The sequence below is a fragment of the Mycobacterium sp. NGS35 genome (assembly GCF_059812855.1).
Genome location: NZ_JCALDL010000001.1, coordinates 972,364 through 992,041, shown reverse-complemented (window position 1 = coordinate 992,041; position 19,678 = coordinate 972,364). Strand labels below are relative to the sequence as shown.

General features: G+C 66.4%; 21 protein-coding genes. 5 read left to right on the top strand and 16 right to left on the bottom strand.

Annotation, left to right across the window (positions count from 1 at the left end; translation table 11 throughout):
• Positions 1–65: 65 nt before the first annotated feature.
• Both AC5Y4C_RS04885 and AC5Y4C_RS04880 read left to right on the top strand, forming a co-directional pair.
• Positions 66–1,292, top strand: a complete 1,227-nt coding sequence (locus tag AC5Y4C_RS04885) for a glycoside hydrolase family 3 N-terminal domain-containing protein (protein ID WP_499961863.1) — start codon at positions 66–68, stop codon at positions 1,290–1,292.
• Positions 1,293–1,313: 21 nt separating this feature from the next.
• A complete protein-coding gene (locus tag AC5Y4C_RS04880; RefSeq protein ID WP_499961865.1) occupies positions 1,314–1,928 on the top strand; it encodes a TetR/AcrR family transcriptional regulator in 615 nt (204 codons plus the stop codon).
• 58 nt (positions 1,929–1,986) lie between these two features.
• Here the strand turns inward: AC5Y4C_RS04880 and AC5Y4C_RS04875 are convergent, their stop codons facing one another.
• A complete protein-coding gene (locus AC5Y4C_RS04875) occupies positions 1,987–2,835 on the bottom strand; it encodes a MaoC family dehydratase (protein WP_499906292.1) in 849 nt (282 codons plus the stop codon).
• A 10-nt stretch (positions 2,836–2,845) separates the two neighbouring features.
• Positions 2,846–4,198 carry a 3-oxoacyl-ACP reductase gene (locus AC5Y4C_RS04870; protein ID WP_499905031.1) on the bottom strand — a complete coding sequence of 451 codons (1,353 nt, stop codon included), beginning with the start codon at positions 4,196–4,198 and terminating at the stop codon, positions 2,846–2,848.
• A gap of 111 nt (positions 4,199–4,309) precedes the next feature.
• On the opposite strand from AC5Y4C_RS04870, the gene AC5Y4C_RS04865 reads away from it, so the two are divergent.
• Complete coding sequence (locus tag AC5Y4C_RS04865; RefSeq protein WP_499961867.1) at positions 4,310–5,620, top strand: acetyl-CoA C-acetyltransferase; 1,311 nt, start codon at positions 4,310–4,312, stop codon at positions 5,618–5,620.
• A 418-nt stretch (positions 5,621–6,038) separates the two neighbouring features.
• On the opposite strand, the gene AC5Y4C_RS04860 is transcribed toward AC5Y4C_RS04865, so the two are convergent.
• The 5 genes from AC5Y4C_RS04860 to AC5Y4C_RS04840 all read right to left on the bottom strand — a co-directional run bounded on the left by AC5Y4C_RS04860 (position 6,039) and on the right by AC5Y4C_RS04840 (position 11,998).
• Positions 6,039–7,874, bottom strand: a complete 1,836-nt coding sequence (locus tag AC5Y4C_RS04860) for an acyl-CoA dehydrogenase (RefSeq protein ID WP_499961869.1) — start codon at positions 7,872–7,874, stop codon at positions 6,039–6,041.
• A 323-nt stretch (positions 7,875–8,197) separates the two neighbouring features.
• Positions 8,198–8,950 carry a succinate dehydrogenase/fumarate reductase iron-sulfur subunit gene (locus AC5Y4C_RS04855; RefSeq protein WP_499961871.1) on the bottom strand — a complete coding sequence of 251 codons (753 nt, stop codon included), beginning with the start codon at positions 8,948–8,950 and terminating at the stop codon, positions 8,198–8,200.
• Positions 8,951–10,867: a fumarate reductase/succinate dehydrogenase flavoprotein subunit gene (locus AC5Y4C_RS04850; RefSeq protein ID WP_499961872.1), complete on the bottom strand. Its 1,917-nt coding sequence runs from the start codon at positions 10,865–10,867 to the stop codon at positions 8,951–8,953.
• A 34-nt stretch (positions 10,868–10,901) separates the two neighbouring features.
• On the bottom strand, positions 10,902–11,732 hold the full coding sequence (gene sdhC / locus AC5Y4C_RS04845; protein WP_499905050.1) for a succinate dehydrogenase subunit SdhC: 831 nt from the start codon (positions 11,730–11,732) through the stop codon (positions 10,902–10,904).
• A complete protein-coding gene (locus AC5Y4C_RS04840; RefSeq protein ID WP_499905053.1) occupies positions 11,729–11,998 on the bottom strand; it encodes an Rv0250c family protein in 270 nt (89 codons plus the stop codon). The genes sdhC and AC5Y4C_RS04840 overlap by 4 nt, the downstream gene beginning before the upstream one ends.
• Before the next feature lie 161 nt (positions 11,999–12,159).
• On the opposite strand from AC5Y4C_RS04840, the gene AC5Y4C_RS04835 reads away from it, so the two are divergent.
• Positions 12,160–12,873, top strand: coding sequence for an isocitrate lyase/PEP mutase family protein (locus tag AC5Y4C_RS04835; protein ID WP_499962053.1), 714 nt, complete (start codon positions 12,160–12,162; stop codon positions 12,871–12,873).
• A gap of 56 nt (positions 12,874–12,929) precedes the next feature.
• On the opposite strand, the gene AC5Y4C_RS04830 is transcribed toward AC5Y4C_RS04835, so the two are convergent.
• From AC5Y4C_RS04830 to AC5Y4C_RS04790, 9 genes are all read right to left on the bottom strand, one after another.
• Positions 12,930–13,364, bottom strand: a complete 435-nt coding sequence (locus tag AC5Y4C_RS04830) for an Hsp20/alpha crystallin family protein (RefSeq protein ID WP_499905056.1) — start codon at positions 13,362–13,364, stop codon at positions 12,930–12,932.
• 108 nt (positions 13,365–13,472) lie between these two features.
• On the bottom strand, positions 13,473–14,252 hold the full coding sequence (locus tag AC5Y4C_RS04825; RefSeq protein WP_499905061.1) for a class I SAM-dependent methyltransferase: 780 nt from the start codon (positions 14,250–14,252) through the stop codon (positions 13,473–13,475).
• Positions 14,253–14,271: 19 nt separating this feature from the next.
• On the bottom strand, positions 14,272–14,817 hold the full coding sequence (locus AC5Y4C_RS04820; RefSeq protein WP_499961874.1) for a GNAT family N-acetyltransferase: 546 nt from the start codon (positions 14,815–14,817) through the stop codon (positions 14,272–14,274).
• Positions 14,818–14,827: 10 nt separating this feature from the next.
• Positions 14,828–15,721: a 5-oxoprolinase/urea amidolyase family protein gene (locus AC5Y4C_RS04815; RefSeq protein WP_499950379.1), complete on the bottom strand. Its 894-nt coding sequence runs from the start codon at positions 15,719–15,721 to the stop codon at positions 14,828–14,830.
• Positions 15,718–16,353 (bottom strand): 5-oxoprolinase subunit B family protein, encoded by a 636-nt coding sequence (locus AC5Y4C_RS04810; protein ID WP_499961877.1) that lies wholly within the window; start codon positions 16,351–16,353, stop codon positions 15,718–15,720. The genes AC5Y4C_RS04815 and AC5Y4C_RS04810 overlap by 4 nt, the downstream gene beginning before the upstream one ends.
• An 83-nt stretch (positions 16,354–16,436) precedes the next feature.
• A complete protein-coding gene (locus tag AC5Y4C_RS04805) occupies positions 16,437–17,147 on the bottom strand; it encodes a queuosine precursor transporter (RefSeq protein ID WP_499961878.1) in 711 nt (236 codons plus the stop codon).
• 23 nt (positions 17,148–17,170) lie between these two features.
• Positions 17,171–17,605, bottom strand: a complete 435-nt coding sequence (locus AC5Y4C_RS04800) for a nuclear transport factor 2 family protein (RefSeq protein WP_499961880.1) — start codon at positions 17,603–17,605, stop codon at positions 17,171–17,173.
• Position 17,606: 1 nt separating this feature from the next.
• The gene (locus tag AC5Y4C_RS04795; protein ID WP_499905071.1) at positions 17,607–18,602 is read right to left on the bottom strand and encodes an ABC transporter substrate-binding protein; all 996 of its coding nucleotides are present in this window, start codon (positions 18,600–18,602) and stop codon (positions 17,607–17,609) included.
• A gap of 49 nt (positions 18,603–18,651) precedes the next feature.
• On the bottom strand, positions 18,652–19,248 hold the full coding sequence (locus AC5Y4C_RS04790) for a LysE/ArgO family amino acid transporter (RefSeq protein ID WP_499961882.1): 597 nt from the start codon (positions 19,246–19,248) through the stop codon (positions 18,652–18,654).
• A gap of 173 nt (positions 19,249–19,421) precedes the next feature.
• On the opposite strand from AC5Y4C_RS04790, the gene AC5Y4C_RS04785 reads away from it, so the two are divergent.
• Complete coding sequence (locus AC5Y4C_RS04785; RefSeq protein ID WP_499905079.1) at positions 19,422–19,676, top strand: hypothetical protein; 255 nt, start codon at positions 19,422–19,424, stop codon at positions 19,674–19,676.
• Positions 19,677–19,678 lie beyond the last annotated feature (2 nt).

Here is a 19,678-nt window from a genome sequence, read left to right as displayed (position 1 = left end):
GAACTGGTCGCCAACGTAGCAGACGGCGCACCCGTCCCCGCTGCGCCGATCGGTAGTATCCGGCAATGCCGTCGATCAGCCGACGCCCAGAAAAACACAGCCGGCACGACGGTCGGCGTGCCCTTCCGATCCTGCAGGTCGTCTTCTGTGTCCTCGCAATCGCCGCCGTCGTGGTCGCGGGAATCGTGTGGTTTGCGCACCGGGGCGGATCTGACGCGAAGGAACCTGCGGCCAATGCCAAGCAGGCGAGCAACCTGCCGATGGCTCCGGCCGCAGCACCGGTCTGCGACGACGCGGCGATCGCCGACATGCCGCTGCGCGACAAGCTGGCCCAGCTGCTGATGGTCGGGGTGACCGGCGCCGACGACGCCCGCGCGGTCGTCGGCGACCACCACGTGGGCGGCATCTTCATCGGCGGCTGGACCGACAAGGCCATGCTGAGCGACGGCACGCTGCAGCAGATCCAGACGTTGGGCACGCCGCTGCCCGTGGCCGTCAGCGTCGACGAGGAGGGCGGCCGGGTGTCGCGGCTGTCGTCGCTGATCGGGCCTGCGCCGTCCGCGCGGGCGCTGGCGTCGAGCAGTTCACCCGAGCAGGTGTACGCACTCGCCCGTCAGCGCGGAGAGGCGATGCGCAAGCTCGGCATCACCGTCGACTTCGCGCCGGTGGTCGACGTCTCCGATGAGCCCGACGACGCGGTGATCGGCGACCGGTCGTTTGCCGACGATCCCGCGAAGGTCACCCAGTACGCCGGCGAGTACGCGCGGGGTCTGCGTGACGCGGGGCTGCTGCCGGTGCTCAAGCACTTCCCCGGTCACGGCCACGGGTCGGGTGACTCGCACGCCACCTCGGTGGTGGCGCCGCCGCTGGCCCAGCTGCAAAACGACGACCTGATCCCGTACCGCACGCTGGTGACCGAGCAGCCGGTCGCAGTGATGGTCGGGCACATGGAGGTTCCGGATCTGACCGGAGGCCAGCCGGCAAGCCTCAGCGCGCCGGCGTACGCGTTGCTGCGCAGCGGCGGATATGGCGGGCCGCCGTTCGACGGGTTGGTGTTCACCGACGACCTGTCGAGTATGAAGGCGATCAGCGACCGCTACGGTGTCGCGGACGCGGCGCTGATGGCGTTGCAGGCCGGCGCCGACGTCGCGCTGTGGGTGACCACCGACGAGGTGCCCGCGGTGCTCGACCGGTTGCAGGCCGCGGTCGGGTCCGGCGAGCTGAGTTCCGCAGACGTCGACCAGAAGGTCAGGCGGCTGGCGGTGGCCAAGGGCCGCAGCCCCGGTTGCTGATTGATTGCTTACTCTTGAGTGATGGCGGGAGGCACGAAGCGGTTGCCGCGCGCCGTGCGTGAGCAGCAGATGCTCGACGCCGCCGTGGAGATGTTCTCGCGCAATGGTTACCACGAGACATCGATGGATGCGATCGCCGCCGAAGCGCAGATCTCCAAGCCGATGCTCTACCTGTACTACGGCTCCAAAGACGAGCTGTTCGGGGCGTGCCTGAACCGCGAGCTGAGCAGGTTCATCGAGGCGGTGCGCGCCGACATCGACCTCAAGCAGAGCCCAAAAGAGTTGCTGCGCAGCACAATCCTGGCGTTCATGCGCTACATCGACGCGAACCGGGCGTCGTGGATCGTGTTGTATCAGCAAGCCACCAGTTCGCAGCTGTATTCGCACACCGTGCGCGAGGGCCGGGAACGGATCATCGACCTGGTGGCCCGGCTGCTCAGCACTGGCACGCGAAACCCCGAGCCGGGCAGCGACTTTCACATGATGGCAGTGGCGCTGGTCGGGGCGGGCGAGGCCGTGGCGAACCGGGTGAGCACCGGAGAAGCTGACGTCGACGAGGCCGCCGAGCTGTTGATCAACTTGTTCTGGCGCGGCCTGCGCGGCCGACCCGCCGACGAGGACGCCGCTGCCAGTTAGCGCCGACTCGATGGGGTCGGTGAACGAAGTCGCAGGTGCCGCCCGAATCGTCCGCTTGTCAGAGTCCGGTAACCGTCCCCGTCAGGTGCGGCTCGCCTTTCGAGTTGCGCAGCGCCAGATCCCAGCCGTCGGCAGTGCGCGAGACGTACAGATTGGCCTTCGCCGGCAGCACCACCGGCTTGCCGAACCGCACCGAATACCGCACCGCATCGGGCAGCTGGCCTTCGATAGTGCGCAAAACCGCTGCCGCCGTGAACATTCCGTGCGCGATGACGGTCGGGAAGCCGAACAGCTTGGCCGCTATCGGGTTGGTATGGATGGGATTGTGATCCCCGCTCACCGAGGCGTACCGGCGGATCTGGCCGGCGCTGATGCTCAGCACTCCGTTGGGCGGCGGCAGTTTCGGTTGCTTCTTCGGCGGCGGCTTCGGTTCGTCGGACAGGCTTGTGCGCTGCTGATGCAAAAACGTCGTCACCTGATGCCAGGCCAGCTCATTGCCCACGTTCACGTCCGTGAGCACATCCACCAGCAAGCCGCGGCGGTGCTCGCGCAGATTCTCGGCGTGCACCTTCACGTCCACTTCGTCGGTCACCGAGATGGGGCGGTACTGGGTGATGTCGTTTTCGACGTGCACCGAACCCATTGCGGCGAACGGGAAGTCGAAACCGGTCACCAGCGACATCACGACCGGGAAGGTCAGCGCGAACGGGTACGTCACCGGCACCCGGTCGCCGTAGCGCAGCCCTGTGACAGCGGCGTACTCCGCGACGTTGGACCGATCAATCTGCAGCCCTTTGACTTTCAGCGTGCGGTTGGGTAACTCATCGCCGCGCGGGATGAACGGCAGCGCGCCCGCGGCGGCCCGCACCAGGTTGAGTACCCCGCTTGGCTTGTCGGTGGTCTGCACGGCTCCCACGTCAGGCTCCCAGCATGGCTTGGCCGCAGACGCGAATCACGTTTCCGGTCACGGCATTCGACGCGGGGCTGGCGAAGTACGCGATGGTCTCGGCGACGTCCACGGGCTGGCCGCCTTGGTACAGCGAGTTCAGCCGACGGCCGACCTCCCGGGTGGCGAACGGGATCGCCTCGGTCATCTTGGTTTCGATGAAGCCGGGCGCGACCGCGTTGATCGTGATGCCCTTGTCGTACAGCACCGGCGCCAGCGCCTGGGTGATGCCGATCATGCCGGCCTTGGTGGTCGCGTAATTGGTTTGGCCGCGGTTGCCCGCGATGCCGGCCATCGAGGACAGCCCGATCACCCGACCGCCTTCACCGATCGACCCGTTGTCGACCAATCCTTGGGTAAGCCGTTGCGGCGCAAGGAGATTGACGGCCAGCACGGCGTTCCAGCGCGCGTCGTCCATGTTGACCAGCAGCTTGTCGCGAGTAATGCCGGCGTTGTTGACCAGGATGTCGGCGTGCCCGTCGTAGTTCTCGCGAAGGTGCTCGGTGATCCGGTCGACGGCGTCGTCGGCGGTCACGTCCAGGGGCAGCGCGGTGCCGCCCACCTTCGAGGCGGTGATGCCCAGCGCCTCACGCGAGGCTTCCACGTCGATGGCGATCACCTTTGCGCCGTCGCGGGCGAACACCTCGGCGATCGTCGCGCCGATGCCGCGCGCGGCGCCGGTGACAATCGCGACCTTGCCGTCCAGCGGCTTGTCCCAGTCGGCCGGAGGTGTCGAGTCGGCGGCGCCGACATAGAACACCTGACCGTCCACGTAGGCGGACTTGCCGCTCAAGATGAACCGCATCGTCGACTCGAGGCCGGTGGCGGCGGGCTTGGCGTCCGGGGAAAGGTACACCAGTTGTGCTGTCGAGCCGTTGCGCAATTCCTTGGCCAGCGAGCGGGTGAAGCCCTCGAGCGCCCGCTGGGCGATGTGCTCGTCGACGCTGCCCGCATGGTCGGGTGTGGTGCCGACGACCACGACGCGTGCCGAGTGGCCGAGGTTGCGCAGCAGCGGAGTGAAGAACTCGTACAGCGCGGTAAGGCCCTGCGGCGCGGTGATGCCCGTGGCGTCGAACACCAGACCGCCGAACGAGTCGGCCCACTTGCCGCCGATGTTGTTGCGCACCAGCTCGTAGTCGTCGGCCAGCGCGCTGCGCAGCGGCTCGACCACGCGACCCTCGCCGCCGATCAGCAGCGAGCCGGCCAGCGGCGGCTCGCCCGGCTTGTAGCGGCGCAGCGGTTCGGGCTGTGGGATGCCCAGCTGTTTGGCCAGAAACGACCCGGGCGCCGAGTTGACGACTTGAGTGAACAGATCGGGAGCCACGGAAATGCCTTTCGTAGTCGACGTTCCTGTGGAGTCAAGACGAACTTACTCCGCAGTAAGGAGCATGTTTACGATGGGGTATTCATAGCCGGAGACACAGTGGAGGCAAACGTGGCGAGCAATAAAACCGGTCGACGGGTCGCAGTTCTGGGGGGTAATCGCATTCCGTTCGCGCGGTCCGACGGCGCGTATGCCGAGGCGTCGAACCAGGACATGTTCACCGCCGCGCTGGGTGGTCTCGTCGACAGATTCGGCCTCGAAGGCGAGCGATTGGGCGCAGTGATCGGCGGGGCGGTGCTCAAGCACAGCCGTGATTTCAACCTCATGCGCGAGTGCGTGCTGGGTAGCGCGCTGTCGTCGTACACGCCGGCGTTCGACCTTCAGCAGGCGTGCGGCACGGGCCTGCAGGCGACCATCGCCGCGGCCGACGGGATCGCCTCGGGGCGCTACGAGGTAGCCGCCGCCGGCGGGGTGGACACCACCTCGGACGCGCCGATCGGGCTCGGCGACAACCTGCGGCGCACGCTGCTCGGCTTGCGTCGGGCCAAGTCCAACCTCGACCGCCTCAAGCTGGTGGGCAAGCTGCCGGCGACCCTGGGCGTGGAGATCCCGGTCAACAGCGAGCCGCGCACCGGCTTGTCGATGGGCGAACATCAGGCGATCACCGCCAAGAAGATGGGCATCAGCCGCGTCGCGCAGGACGAGCTCGCGGCCGCGAGCCATCGCAACATGAGCGCCGCATACGACCGCGGGTTCTTCGACGATCTGGTGACCCCCTTCCTGGGGGTGTACCGCGACAACAACCTGCGCCCGGACGCGTCGGTGGAGAAGCTCGCCAAGCTCAAGCCGGTGTTCGGGGTCAATGCCGGCGACGCGACGATGACGGCCGGCAATTCCACACCGCTGACCGACGGCGCCTCGGTGGCATTGCTGGCCAGTGAGGACTGGGCCGAACAGCATTCGCACGAACCGCTGGCGTACTTCGTCGACGCCGAAACCGCCGCGGTCGACTACGTGAACGGTCCCGACGGACTGCTGATGGCGCCCACATACGCGGTGCCGCGGCTGCTGGCCCGCAACGGCTTGAGCCTGCAGGATTTCGACTTCTACGAGATCCACGAGGCGTTCGCGTCGGTGGTGCTGTGTCACCTACAGGCATGGGAGTCCGAGGAGTACTGCAAGGAGCACCTGGGCCTCGACGCGGCGCTCGGCTCGATCGACCGGTCCAAACTCAACGTGAACGGCTCGTCGATCGCGGCCGGCCATCCGTTCGCCGCGACCGGCGGCCGGATTGTGGCACAGCTGGCCAAGCAGCTGGCGGAGAAGAAGAAGGAAGGTGGCGGCGCCAAAGGCACTGTCCGCGGCCTGATTTCGATCTGCGCGGCCGGTGGGCAGGGCGTCGCGGCGATCTTGGAAGCCTGAGTAGCCCCACGGGCTGCCCGCCGCGAGAAAAATTTCGTCGCGGGCTGTAACGCGCCCGCCAACCAGGCCGATATCCGGTTAGCCCCGTGTTGCCGTCTGACCCCCCGACCCGACGACAACACGGGGTGTCATTAGCCAGGCTTGAACCGCCGCCGGCAAGAGGGGGGCCGGCGGCGGTTCGGCCTCTCCGGACCGGAATTCGTGGCGACCTTCTTTTGGACTTCCTCTAGTGGCGACCGGTCATCAGGACTACCATCGTCAGCACGACGGGTTCGGGGTTGGCCGATCCGAATAGCCGGTGACGAGATGAAATCCGGCAGCGCAGGACAAGAGAGACGCACTCGATTGCCGCCCCGAACCCGCCTTCAACGCGAAAGCCCCCGTCCCGCAAGGGGATCGGGGGCTTTCGCGTGAGCGATCAGAAGGCCGCTTCGGGGACCTCCATCACGTCGTTGTCGATGTTCTCCAGAACCACGCGGGTGCTGGTCAGCAGCGGCAGGAAGTTCTTCGAGAAGAACGACGCCACCGCGATCTTGCCCTCGTAGAAGTCGCGGTCGGCACCGCTGGCGCCGGCGTCGAGCTTCTCGATGGCCACCGCGGCGTGCTTCTGCAACAGCCAGCCGATCAGCAGGTCGCCGACAGACATCAGGAACCGCACCGAACCCAGGCCCACCTTGTAGACGTTCTTCGGGTCCTCCTGGGCGGCCATCAGGTAGCCGGTCAGCGACGCGGCCATGGCCTGCACGTCCTGCAACGCTGTCTCCAGCAGCGCACGCTCGGCCTTCAGCCGGCCGTTGCCGTCCTCGTTCTTCACGAACTGCTCGATCTGGCCCGCAACGTGTGACAGCGCCACACCCTTGTCGCGGATGATCTTGCGGAAGAAGAAGTCCTGCGCCTGGATGGCCGTCGTGCCCTCGTAGAGCGAGTCGATCTTGGAGTCACGGATGTACTGCTCGATCGGGTAGTCCTGAAGGAAGCCCGACCCGCCCAGCGTCTGCAGACTCTCGGTGAGCTTGGCATATGCCTGCTCGGATCCCACGCCCTTGACCACGGGCAGCAGCAGATCGTTGACCCGCACCGCCAGATCGGCGTCGACGTCGTGCACGGCCTTGGCCACTGCGCTGTCCTGGAACGTGGCAGCGTAGATGTACAGCGCGCGCAGACCCTCGGCGTAAGCCTTCTGGGTCATCAGCGACCGGCGCACGTCCGGGTGGTGGGTGATGGTCACCCGCGGAGCGGTCTTGTCGGTCATCTGGGTCATGTCGGCGCCCTGCACGCGTTCCTTGGCGTACTCGAGTGCGTTGAGGTAGCCGGTCGACAGAGTGGCGATTGCCTTGGTGCCCACCATCATTCGTGCCTGTTCGATCACCTCGAACATTTGCGCGATGCCGTTGTGCACCTCGCCGACGAGCCAGCCCTTGGCCGGAACGCCGTGCTGGCCGAACGACAGCTCACACGTCGCCGAGACCTTGAGGCCCATCTTGTGCTCGACGTTGGTGACGAACACTCCGTTGCGCTCGCCCAGCTCGCCGGTCTCGGAGTCGAACAGGAACTTCGGCACGAAGAACAGCGACAGGCCCTTGGTGCCGGGGCCGGCGCCCTCGGGACGGGCGAGCACCAGGTGGAAGATGTTCTCGAACAGGTCGCCGGAGTCAGCGGACGTGATGAACCGCTTGACGCCGTCGATGTGCCATGACCCGTCGTCCTGCTGGACGGCCTTGGTGCGCCCGGCGCCGACGTCGGAACCCGCGTCAGGCTCGGTCAGCACCATCGTGGCGCCCCAGCCGCGTTCTGCGGCCAGCACGGCCCACTTCTTCTGCTCTTCGGTACCCAGGTGGTAGAGGATGTTGGCGAACCCGGCCCCGCCGGCGTACATCCACACTGCGGGGTTGGCGCCCAGGATGTGCTCGTGCAGCGCCCAGACGAGCGCCCGCGGCATCGGCATGCCGCCGAGCGCCTCTTCGATGCCCACCTTGTCCCAGCCGCCTTCGGTGACGGCGTGAACCGACTTCGTGAACGCCTCCGGCAGCGTCACCGAGTGGGTCTTGGGATCGAAAACGGGGGGATTGCGGTCGCCCTCGACGAACGATTCCGCGATCGGGCCCTCGGCCAGCCGACTCATCTCGGCCAGCATCTCGCGGGCGGTGTCGGCGTCCAGGTCGCTGTACTCGCCCTGGCCCAGCGCCTTGTCAACGCCGAATACGTCGAACAGGTTGAACTCCTGATCGCGGACGTTGCTCTTGTAGTGGCTCACGGTTCCTCCTCGTTGAGAGCGCCACAGTGGTTGGGTACTTGCTGCTAAGTTACCCACCAGTAACTGCCACAACTATACCGGCCGGTAACTTATTCGCAAATTGCTGTGTGAGCTAATTAACAAACCGGTTGGTTGAGCGCTCGGCAACGGTCGTAGATGGCGGGTGACCAGCGCAGACGACGGCACGTCCCGACACGTCCGGCGGCATGAACCCGCGAGAACACGGGCCTCGACCGGCGCAGCCAGCAGCGGACAGCAACCACCGCGTCGGCGCGCCGATTACATCGCGCCTACCTCTCGCAGGCCACGTGCCTGCGAGAGAACTACTTCCGCCGGAAGATCTTGCTGCCCAGCCACACCACTGGGTCGTACTTGCGGTCGACCGCGCGCTCCTTCATCGGGATCAATGCGTTGTCGGTGATCTTGATGTGCTCGGGGCACACCTCGGTGCAGCACTTGGTGATGTTGCAGAAGCCCAGACCGTTCTCCTCGACCGCCGTCTCGGGGCGACGGTTCAAGGTGTCCAACGGGTGCATGTCGAGTTCGGCCTGACGCATCAGATACCGCGGCCCGGCGAACGCCTTCTTGTTGTCCTCGTGGTCGCGGATCACGTGGCAGACCGTTTGGCACAAGAAGCACTCGATGCACTTGCGGAACTCTTGGCTGCGGTTCACGTCCTCCTGCTGCATCCGGTATTCGCCGGGCTGCAGGTCCTTCGGCGGCGTGAACGACGGGATCTCGCGCGCCTTCTCGTAGTTGAAGGACACGTCGGTGACGAGGTCGCGGATGACCGGGAACGTGCGCAGCGGCGTGACGGTGACGACTTCGTCGGGGCCGAAGGTCGACATCCGGGTCATGCACATCAGCTTGGGGCGACCGTTGATCTCCGCCGAGCACGATCCACACTTGCCCGCCTTACAGTTCCACCGCACCGCGAGGTCGGGCGCCTGGGTCTGCTGCAGGCGGTGGATGATGTCGAGCACCACCTCGCCCTCGTTGACCTCGACGGTGAAGTCCTGCAGTGCGCCGCTGGTGTCGTCACCGCGCCAGACGCGCATCGTTGCGTTGTACGTCATTTACGCTCTCCGTCCCGGGTGGTCGGCCAGCTCTTCGTCGGTGAAGTACTTCTCGAGTTCTTCGATCTCGAAGAGCTCCAACAGATCTGGACGCATCGGAACCTGCGGTTCGCGCGTCACGCTGATGTCGGGCACGACCGTGTCGCCGCCCCCGGCCCGGCACACCAGCAGCGTCTTGCGCCAGTTCGCGTCCATGGACGGATGGTCGTCGCGGGTGTGCCCGCCGCGGCTCTCCGTGCGCTCGAGCGCCGCCTTGGCCACGCACTCGCTGACCAGCAACATGTTGCGCAAGTCGATCGCCAGGTTCCAGCCGGGGTTGTACAGCCGGTCGCCTTCCACCTTCAGGTTCTTGAACCGCTCGCGCAGCTCGGTCAGCTTGTCCAGCGCCTCAGTGATCTCGTCGGCTTTGCGAATGATCCCGACGAGCTCGTTCATCGTGTCTTGCAGGTCGAGCTGCAGCGTGTAGGGGTTCTCCGCCTTGTCACCATTGGACGGCCCTTCGAACGGCGCCAGCGCCAACTTGGCCGCCTGCTCGACCGCCGAATCACTCACGGCCGGACGGTCTTTCAGGCTCCGCACGTAGTCGGCGGCGCCCAGCCCTGCGCGGCGGCCGAACACGAGCAAGTCCGACAGCGAATTGCCTCCCAGCCGGTTGCTGCCGTGCATGCCGCCCGAGCACTCACCAGCCGCGAACAACCCGGGCACCTTGGCGGCCCCGGTGTCGGGATCCACCTCGATGCCGCCCATCACGTAGTGACAGGTCGGGCCCACTTCCATTGGCTCCCTCGTGATGTCGACCTCGGCCAGCTCCATGAACTGGTGGTACATCGACGGAAGCCGGCGCAGGATCTCGGCCTGCGACAGCCGCGACGCGATGTCCAGATACACCCCTCCGTGCGGGGTGCCGCGGCCCGACTTGACTTCGTTGTTGATCGCGCGGGCGACCTCGTCGCGCGGCAACAGGTCAGGGGTGCGGCGCGCGGAGTCGTTGTCCTTGAGCCACTGGTCCGCCTCTTCCTCGGTCTCGGCGTACTGACCCTTGAACACCGGAGGAATGTAGTCGAACATGAACCGCTTGCCCTCGGAGTTCTTCAGCACGCCGCCGTCGCCGCGTACGCCTTCGGTGACGAGGATGCCCTTCACGCTGGGCGGCCAGACCATCCCGGTCGGATGGAACTGGACGAACTCCATGTTGATCAGCGTCGCGCCGGCGCGCAGCGCCAGCGCGTGCCCGTCGCCCGTGTACTCCCACGAGTTCGACGTCACCTTGTAGGACTTGCCGATTCCGCCGGTGGCCATCACGATCGCCGGCGCCTCGAACAGCACGAATTTCCCGTTCTGCCGCCAGTAGGCGAACGCGCCCGAGATCCGGTCGCCGTCTTTGAGCAGGTCGGTGATGGTGCACTCGGCGAACACCTTGATGCGCGCCTCGTAGTCGCCCAGCTCGGCCTTGTCCTCCTGCTGCAGCGAGACGATCTTCTGCTGCATGGTCCGGATGATCTCCAGGCCGGTGCGGTCACCCACGTGGGCGAGCCGCGCGTAGGTGTGGCCGCCGAAGTTGCGCTGGCTGATCCGGCCGTCCTTGGTCCGGTCGAACAGCGCGCCGTAGGTCTCCAGCTCCCACACCCGATCCGGCGCCTCGCGCGCGTGCAGCTCGGCCATCCGCCAGTTGTTCAGGAACTTGCCGCCACGCATGGTGTCGCGGAAGTGCACCTGCCAGTTGTCTTTTGGATTCGCGTTGCCCATGGCTGCGGCACAGCCGCCCTCCGCCATCACGGTGTGCGCTTTACCGAACAGCGACTTACACACCACGGCCACCTTCAGGCCGCGTTCACGTGCCTCGATGACCGCGCGCAAGCCCGACCCGCCGGCGCCGACGACGACCACGTCGAAGGAGTGCCGTTCGATTTCAACCATGGAAAACTCCGTTATGTCTTTGTGGGAAAGCCTGTCAGCCAACGAATCTCAGGTCGTGGATCACGCCGCTGGACACCAGCATGATGTAGAGGTCGGTGAGGATCAGCGTCCCCAGCGTGATCCACGCCCACTGCATGTGCTTGGTGTTGAGCACGCTGACCTGTGTCCAGAACCAGTACCGCACCGGATGCTTGGAGAAGTGCTTGAGGCGGCCGCCGACGATGTGCCGGCACGAGTGGCACGACAGCGTGTAGATCCAGAGCAGGATCACGTTGACGACGAGAATGACGTTGCCCAACCCGAAGCCGAAACCGCTTGCGGTGTGGTCGGAGTGGAAAGCCACGATTGCGTCGTAGGTGTTGATCAACGAAATGATGAACGCCGCATAGAAGAAGTAGCGATGTGCGTTCTGGAGGAGCAGTGGTAGCCGGGTCTCGCCGGTGTAGGTTGAATGTGGTTCTGCCACAGCACAAGCCGGGGGCGACTGCCACACGGAGCGGTAGTAGGCCTTGCGGTAGTAGTAACACGTCAACCGGAAGGCGAGAAGGAAGGGCAATGTCACGGCGGCGTAGGGCAACCACCACCAGTCAGGCAGGAACTGAGGCCAGAAGTGACTGGACCCCTCGACGCAGCCGGTGCTGACGCACGGGGAGTAGAACGGCGTCAGGTAGTTGTATTCCTTGACGTAGTAGCCGCTGCCCCAGAACGCGCGCACGGTGGCGTAGATGACGAACGTGGCGAACCCGAGGTCGGTCCACAGCGTCGGCAGCCACCACTTGTCGGTGCGCAGCGTGCGCTGCGGCAGGTCTGCCCGCGTCGGCGAGAAAACTCCGGTACCTTGGCCCGGCTTGGTCGGGGCGCTCATCGCACACCGGCTTGGTCGTCGACGCGCTCGCTGTCGGCATCACGCCAGAAGTCGGTGTCGTACTGGATGTCCGGCACAGGAATCGTTTCTCCCGTCTGCCGCTGTGCGGCGCGTTCCACGTCCAGCTCGGCTGCGTCGATGTCGGCGTCGTCGGCCAGGCGGCGCGTCGGCGGAACGTCTTCGAGCTGAGACTTCGTCGACACGACGTACTGCCTGACACCACCGACCAGATGGAGCAGCTCGGCAAGCTCGGCTGAGCTGGACAACGGTCCTCCTTGGGCTGAAGGTGTCAAGAGCACAGTACGACACGCAGCGCGAGCCACAGAATGGTGTCCTGCGTGAAACCTGTCACGGAATCGATCAGGAAGGCGCGGCAGTGACGCGTAGCACCGAGCAACTTCGTCAGCACGCGTCGGCGCTGCTGGCTATGCACCGGCCAGGCGATCCGGTGGTGCTGCCGACGGTGTGGGATGCCTGGTCGGCGAACCTTGCCGTCGAGGCGGGGTTCGCGGCCTTGACGGTCGGCAGCCACCCGGTGGCCGACTCCGTGGGCAAGCCCGATGGCGAAGGCATGGCGTTCGACGACCTGCTTGCCCGCGTCGCGCAGATCACCGCCGCGGTCGACGTGCCGATCTCAGTCGATGTCGAGTCTGGCTACGGCGAGACCCCGCAGCGGCTGATCGACGGGCTGCTGGGCGTCGGAGCGGTCGGGTTCAACATCGAGGACACCGTGCATCGCGAAGGTAAGCGGCTGAGGTCGGCGCAGGAGCACGCCGAGCTGGTCGGTCACCTTCGGGCGGCGGCCGATGCGGCCGGCGTGCATGTGGTGATCAATGCTCGCACGGACGTGTTCTTGCGCCGTGACGGTGACGAGGCCGACCGGGTGGACCGGGCGGTCGCGCGGCTGACGGCGGCGGCGCAAGCCGGCGCCGATGTGCTCTATCCGGTCGGACGCCACGACCCCAACACGCTGCGGCGGCTGACAAGCGAACTGCCGCTTCCGGTCAACGCGATCGCCAGACCCGACGAAGACGACCCGGCCTCGTTCGGTCCGCTCGGCGTGGGACGGATCAGTTTCGGCCCGTTCTGGCAAGCCGCGCTGGCGTCGCGGGCGCGAGAAATTCTGCAGCGCTGGCGCTGACGAACGCAGAGATGACGAAAGCCCCCGAACGTGAGGGCTTTTCGGGGGCTTTTCGGTTACTTGCTTTCGATCGCGATGCGTTTCGGCTCGCTGCCGGCATACGCACCGGCTACCCGCACGGTCAACACGCCGGCGTCATAGCTGGCGGTGACGGCGTCACCGGTGACGTGCTTGGGCATGGCGAACGCGCGTCGGAACGACCCGTAGCGCATCTCGTGCAGGGTGCGGCCGTCCTTTTCCTCCGAGTGCTCGTCGCGGCGCTCGCCGTGGATGACCAGCGCGCCGTTGTCGACCTCGACGGTGACGTCCTTCTCCACGTCGACACCCGGCAGCTCAACCCGCACGACCGCGTCGTCGCCGTCCCTGACGATCTCGGCGGACGGGGTGAACGAGCCGTTGAACCAGTCGTTAGCTGCGGAAGGCCCAAACAGATCGTTGACCCAGCGGTCGAGATTCCATGCCGGCCGCGTCCACAAGCTGAGGTTGCTCATCGTTGCCTCCTCTGTGCGGTTGGCCGGCCCGATGCCGGCCTTTCACCGAATAAAACTTGAGTCGACCACGCTTAAGTTCCGCTGCGTGTTCGCCAGTAGCGAACGCGCTCAGCCCACCCGAACCGCATGCACGACCGTGAACGGGAGATGCACACGTCCGTCGTCGACCAGCGGCACGATCGCCGCAAACCGCGCGGCCACGTCGCGCATCTGCTCCAGCTGCTCCCGCGGGATCTGCTCGCGCATTTGCTGGGGAAGGCTGTCCGGATCGCCGCTCAGCGAACTGGTATTGGCCAGGTAGGTCGTCGGCCCCAGGAATTCGATCCGCCAGCCGTTGGCCGTCAAGGTGTCGCGAATGTTGTGTTCGGGCACCGCTCGAAGTGGTGCGATCACCCCGTTGACGTTGCCGTCGGAGAAGCAGTACAGATGCCAGCGCGCGCCCGGCCGCGTGGCACGGTGCAGGGCAGCCGCATAAGCCAGCCGGCCGTCGTCGTCGAGGCAGTGATACAGCGCGCTGTCCACCACGGTGTCGAAGCGGCCGTCGTAACCGGTCAGCTCCGTCGCGTCGGCCACCCCGAACGTCACATGCACGCCCGCCTGCGCCGCCCGGGTGCGCGCGCGCTCGATCGCAGTCGGCGACCCGTCGAGCGCGGTGACCGAATAACCCCGCGACGCAAGGAAAATCGCATTGTCGCCGAGTCCGCAGCCGATGTCGAGTACTTCTCCCGAGATGCCACCCAGCGCCTCGAGCTCCATCAGCCGCGGCTGCGCTTGGCCGACGTCCCAGGGGATTCCGGTCGGCGGGGGAGCGCCCTCGAACGTGGGCTCACCTCGATAGAGCTTGTCGAACGTCTCAGGACTAGGGCGAAAGGCAGTCGGGTTCGTCACCCCTCCCAACGTACGCCTGCTACCAGACGTCGCCAGATCGCCAGTCGCACACGAGATCTGCGGTCGGGTCCAGCGAGACGTCGACCGGCAGCACGAACACGTAGCCGTCTGACTCGGGCGTGCGCTTCACCCCTGTCGGCGCCAGCACCGACGTCGGGCCCTGCCATTGAATCCATCCGCGACCCACATACAGGTGGCGCGCGGATTCGGACGGGCTGAGAGCACCGAGGTGGTAGGCCCCGCGGATCACCTGCTCGGAGCTGTTCATCAACGCTCTGCCCAGCCCTTGTCCGCGGAAGTCTTCGCGGACCGCAACGCCTTCGACGTAACCGGCTCGCAGCGGCCTCCCGCGGTACAGCAGCCGGCGCATCACCACCGCCGCGTGCGCGATCAGCGCGCCGTGGTGGTAGACGAGAGCGTGCATGCCACCGAGGATGTGGTCCCAGTCGTCGTCGGTGAAATCTCCCTCGAACGCGTCGACGAGCAGCTGATGAGCGTTGTGCAGGCTCTCGTTGTCCAGATCGGAGGTGTGGATCAGGCGGGCGGCGTGGACCTGAGTGCGCACATCCTCGGGTCTACCACAACTCTGCGCGCCGGCGCCGCGGTCGCGACCAGCGGAAGCGGACGGTCTGACCGGGGCGAATCTGCGCCGCCCTGTCCATGTCGGCGTCGGTGACCACCCCCGCGACGGGATAGCCGCCCGTCACCGGGTGGTCGGGGCCCAGGATCACCGGCAACCCGTTGGGCGGCACCTGAATCGCACCGCGCGTCGTGCCCTCGCTGGGCAGCTGCCGCTCGGGCCAGCGCAGCGCCAGCGGTGTGCCGGCCAGGCGCATTCCCACGCGGTCGCTGCGGTCGGACGCCACCCATTCGGTGTGCACCAGTGCGTCCGGATCTGCCAGCCAGTCGTCACGCGGACCCGGGACGACGGTCAGCTCGACCAGCTGCTCGGCAAGCGAGGCGACGGGCGCCTGGTCCAGCTCGGGGAAGTCGTCGGTGTGTGCGCCGATCGGCAGCACGTCGCCCGGTTGCAGCGGGTCAGGCCCGATCGCCGACATCACGTCGTAGCTGCGCGATCCCAGCACCGGGGCCACGTCGACGCCGCCGCGCACCGCCAGATAGCTCCGCAGCCCGGTGCGCGGTGTACCCAGCGAGATCACCTGTCCGTCGTGGACGCGATGAATGCTGTTGGCGCCGAACGGAATTCCGTCGACGGCCGGGTCGGCGTCGGCGCCGGTGACCGCGATCGCCACGTCGCCGCCCCGGACCCGGACCGACAAGCCGCCGAACATCACCTCGATGGTGGCGCGGTCACCGGGGTTGGCCACCAGACGGTTGGCCAGCGTGTGGGAGCGGCGATCCGCGGCGCCGGACCTCGTCACACCGATGTGGGCCAGCCCGGGCCGGCCGAGGTCTTGCACCAGCGCGAGCGGGCCGGTGCGCATGATCTCGAGCGTGATCGCACTCATTGCGCCGCCTTGAATTGCACGGTCATCCCTGGTGTGAGCAGTGCCGGTGCTGGCCGGTCGATGTCCCACAGCACCGCGTCGGTATGCCCGATCAACTGCCAGCCGCCGGGCGTCTCCCGCGGATACACACCGCTGAATTCGCCTGCGAGAGCGACTGATCCGGCCGGCACCCGGGTCCGCGGCTCGTCACGGCGGGGCACGGCCAGTCGCGGGTCACCGCCGACCAGGTAAGCAAAGCCGGGAACGAATCCGCCGAACGCCGCCCGCCAGAGCGCACCGGTGTGCGCGGCGACGACGCCGGACGCGCCGAGCCCGGTGAGTCGGCCCACCTCCTCGAGATCACTTCCGTCGTAGACGACTTCGAGGACGACGTCCGGGTTGGCGGAAGTGACGACGTCGTCACTGGAGGCCACGCGCAGCTTCTCGATTCGCCGCCGCGCGCGCGGAAGGTAGCGGGCGGCGGCCACTTTCACCAAGACGGTTCGTGATGCGGGCACGATGTCGGTGACACCGAGGAGCTCCGCTTCCCGAAGCGCTGCTGTCCAGGCCAGCACGTCGGCGGTGCTCTCGCATTCCAGCAACAGGGCATGGTCGCCGTACTCGAGCATCCTCAGATCCGTTGCGACGCCCATTCATCCACGGTAGCCCCGGATACGGGCCAGGTCACCCAGCTCGAGTGCGCTGCCGGAACTGCCGTAGCGGTGCCTCGAGCTGCTCACCCGGCCGGGCGGTAGGTGGGCTCGCGGCGCTTGATGTAGGCGATCACCCGGTAGGTGATCGGCAGCACCACCACCTCGACGCCGGTCTTGTAGATCCAGCCGAGCAGAACATAGGTGATGAAGTCTCGCGCCGTGTTGATCCCGATGGCTCCCGCCGCGATGCTGCAGAACACCACCGTGTCGGCCAACTCGCCGACGACGGTGGAGCCCACCAGCCGCGCCCACAGGTGTTTCTCCTTGGTGCGGGCTTTGATCCGGACCACCACCCACGAGTTGAGCGTCTGCCCGCAGACGAATCCGGCCAGCCCGGCGACGATCAGTTGTGTCGACGCGCCGACGACGGTGCGTAGTGCGTCCTGATTGGTGTAGAAGTCGGCAGCAGGCAGAAAGATCGTCGTCCATAAGGCGGCGGCCGCAAGGGCTTGCATCGCGAAGCCGACGAAGATGGCGCGTCGAGTGGCGCGAAACCCGTACACCTCGGACAGCACATCGCCGATCACGTAAGTCAGCGGGAACAGGATGAATCCGCCGTCGGTGATGATCGACCAGTCGCCGATGATCGGCCCGAATGCGACGCCCTTGGTGGCGGTGATGTTGGAGATCAGAACGAGACCGGTGAATGCGCCGACGAGCACCGGATAATAGGCCGACCCCACCGAGGCGTAGCCGGTGGCGGGCTCGTGCTGGGTGCGGGTGTCGGCGGTCATCGGACCATCCAAACACCGCGAGCTCAACCCGGCTGCGAGAGGTGACGGCTGATGTCGCCGACGTGGTCCATCAGCGTGTAGTCGCGGTAGCGGAATCGCCAACGGCCCTCGACCCGCTCGAATGTGTCGTGGTAGCGGCCGGCCACCACGATCTGAAGCGGGAAGTCGTCGGTCTGCTGCAGCACCGTGTAATAGCTGCGGCACGTGGCAGTGCCGGCGTCGTCGTCGACCTCGATAATCGGGTTGGTGACGAGGTGCTTGGTGCGTGGAGTGCCGTCCGGGTGAATCGTCACCATCGCGCGCCACAGCGCCAGCATGGTGTCGGAGTCCACGGTCTCCGCATTGCTGACACGCAGCCGGGCGTGCCTGAAAAGCTCTGCGGCACCGGCGAAGTCGCCTGAGTCCATCCGCTCGGCGTAGCTGTAGAGCAGGTTGGCGATCTGGGTTTCCGGCGTCATCTCAGCCGAGCACTTTGGCCAGCAGCGGCGGCAGTTGCGCGGCCACGAACGGCAAGCTCAGCGGCGACGAGAACGCGATTGCGCCGGACAAGTCCTTGCCGGTGAACACGTTGCGCTTGCCGGCCGTGGACCTCAATTGCTGAAACGCGGGATCGGCTTGCAGCCGCGCCTGGTCGTCGTCGCTTTCCGTCGTCCAGATCACCACGTCGGCGTTGCCCAGCGCGTCGACGGCCTTGTCCCGCGGAATCATCGCGCGCTGGTCGTCCACCCCGTACTGCTTGATGTCGTCGGGGATGACGAATCCCATCTGGCTGAGGAACTCGGTGCGCCAGCCCGGCAGCGTCGCCACCATGCTGTCGCGGTACAGACTGCCCTGCAGCAGCAGCACCCTCTTGTCCTTGAATTCTGCGTTGGCCTTACCGGCTTCGGTGAACTTGTTGTCGACGTCGCTGATCAACGACGTCATCTGGTCCGCCTGGAACACGGCCTGCCCGATCGCGGTGGCTTGGGTCTTCCACGGCTCGAAGAACGGCTGATCGCCGGACTGCGCAATGGTGGGAGCGATGCCGGACAACTTGGTGTAGCTGTCTTGGTCCACGCCTGCGTTGGTGGCGACGATCAGGTCCGGTTTCAGGGCGGCGATCTTGTCGAACTCGATTCCGTTGTCCAGCGACAGGATCGCCGGTTGGGCGGAGCCGAGTTTCGGTCGCGCCCAAGGCCACACGCCGAACGGTTGATCACCCCACCAGTTCGTGACCGCTATCGGCACGACGCCGACCGCGAGCAAGTCGTCCTGTTCGGTGAAGCCCGCGCTCACCACCCGCTTGGGCGGTGCGGCGATGGTGGTCTCACCGAACTGATGCTTGACGGTCACCGACGTCGGCGAGCCGCTGTTGCGTTTTTCCGACGAGCACGCGGCCAGTGCCAGGAGCCCGGTCGCTCCAGCCGCCCCCACGCCCGCCAGCTTGAAAAGGCCCCGCCTGCTCAGCAGTTGCATCCCGGTGAGCGTAGCCCGGGCGCACGCGAAATCACGGGAAATGAGGACGTTATGCGATCAGGGCTGCGGCCAGTGCCAGCATCGTGACCGCGATCAGCCCGTCGAGAATCCGCCACGCCTTGGCCGACGTGAACACGCTGCCCAGCCGGCGGGCACCGAATCCGAGCGTGGTGAACCACGCCGCGCTGGCGGCCATCGCACCCACAGCGAAAAGCCAACGGCCATCTCGTTGTTCGTTGGCCAGCGCACCCAGCAGCACCACAGTGTCGAGATAGACGTGCGGGTTGAAAAACGTCAGCGCCAAGCAGGTGAGTACCACGCCGACCACACGCTGCGGGGACTGCTCCGATGGTGTGAGGCCGCTGGGGCGCAGTGCGCGCAGCGCCGCCAGGAGCCCGTAGCCGATCAGAAATGCCGCGCCACCGAACCGTGCGACCGTGACCGTCGACGGGTGCGCGGACACCACCACACCGAAGCCGGCGACGCCGGCCGCGATCAACACGACATCGGAGAGCGTGCATACGGCCACGACGGCCAGTACGTACTCGCCGCGGATGCCTTGCCGCAGGACGAACGCGTTCTGCGCGCCGATCGCCACGATGAGCGTCAAACCCGTGGCAAAGCCCAGTATCGGCACGGACAACACCACCGCGACGCTAGGAACCCGCAGCGTCAAAGTACAGCCGATTTCCGCCGGCCGATTTTGCGTTGCGACGCTTTAGCGCGGGTAATCGCCGGAAGCGTGGCTGGCAGGTGTTGTGGTCGCTTCGTGGTGTACTTGCTGAGGCGTCAAAACCTGACTGGACGGAGGGCGGGGCAGTGGCGGACGAAGCTGAGGCCCGTGGTGAGCGGGATGGCGCAACAGGAATAGCGGTGGACACGCGGGTGCGGGTGTATCCCGGCACCGACGAAGAGGCGGCGGGCGTGGTGGTCGAGGACTTCGGTGACGTGCCCGCAGAGGGTGTGGACATCGGGGGCCGCCATTTCGCGGGTCCGCCCCGACGCTGGGCGGTGCGGCTCGACAGTGGTGACTTGGTATTCGTCCACAGCCACCAACTCGCACCTGAAAGCTGACC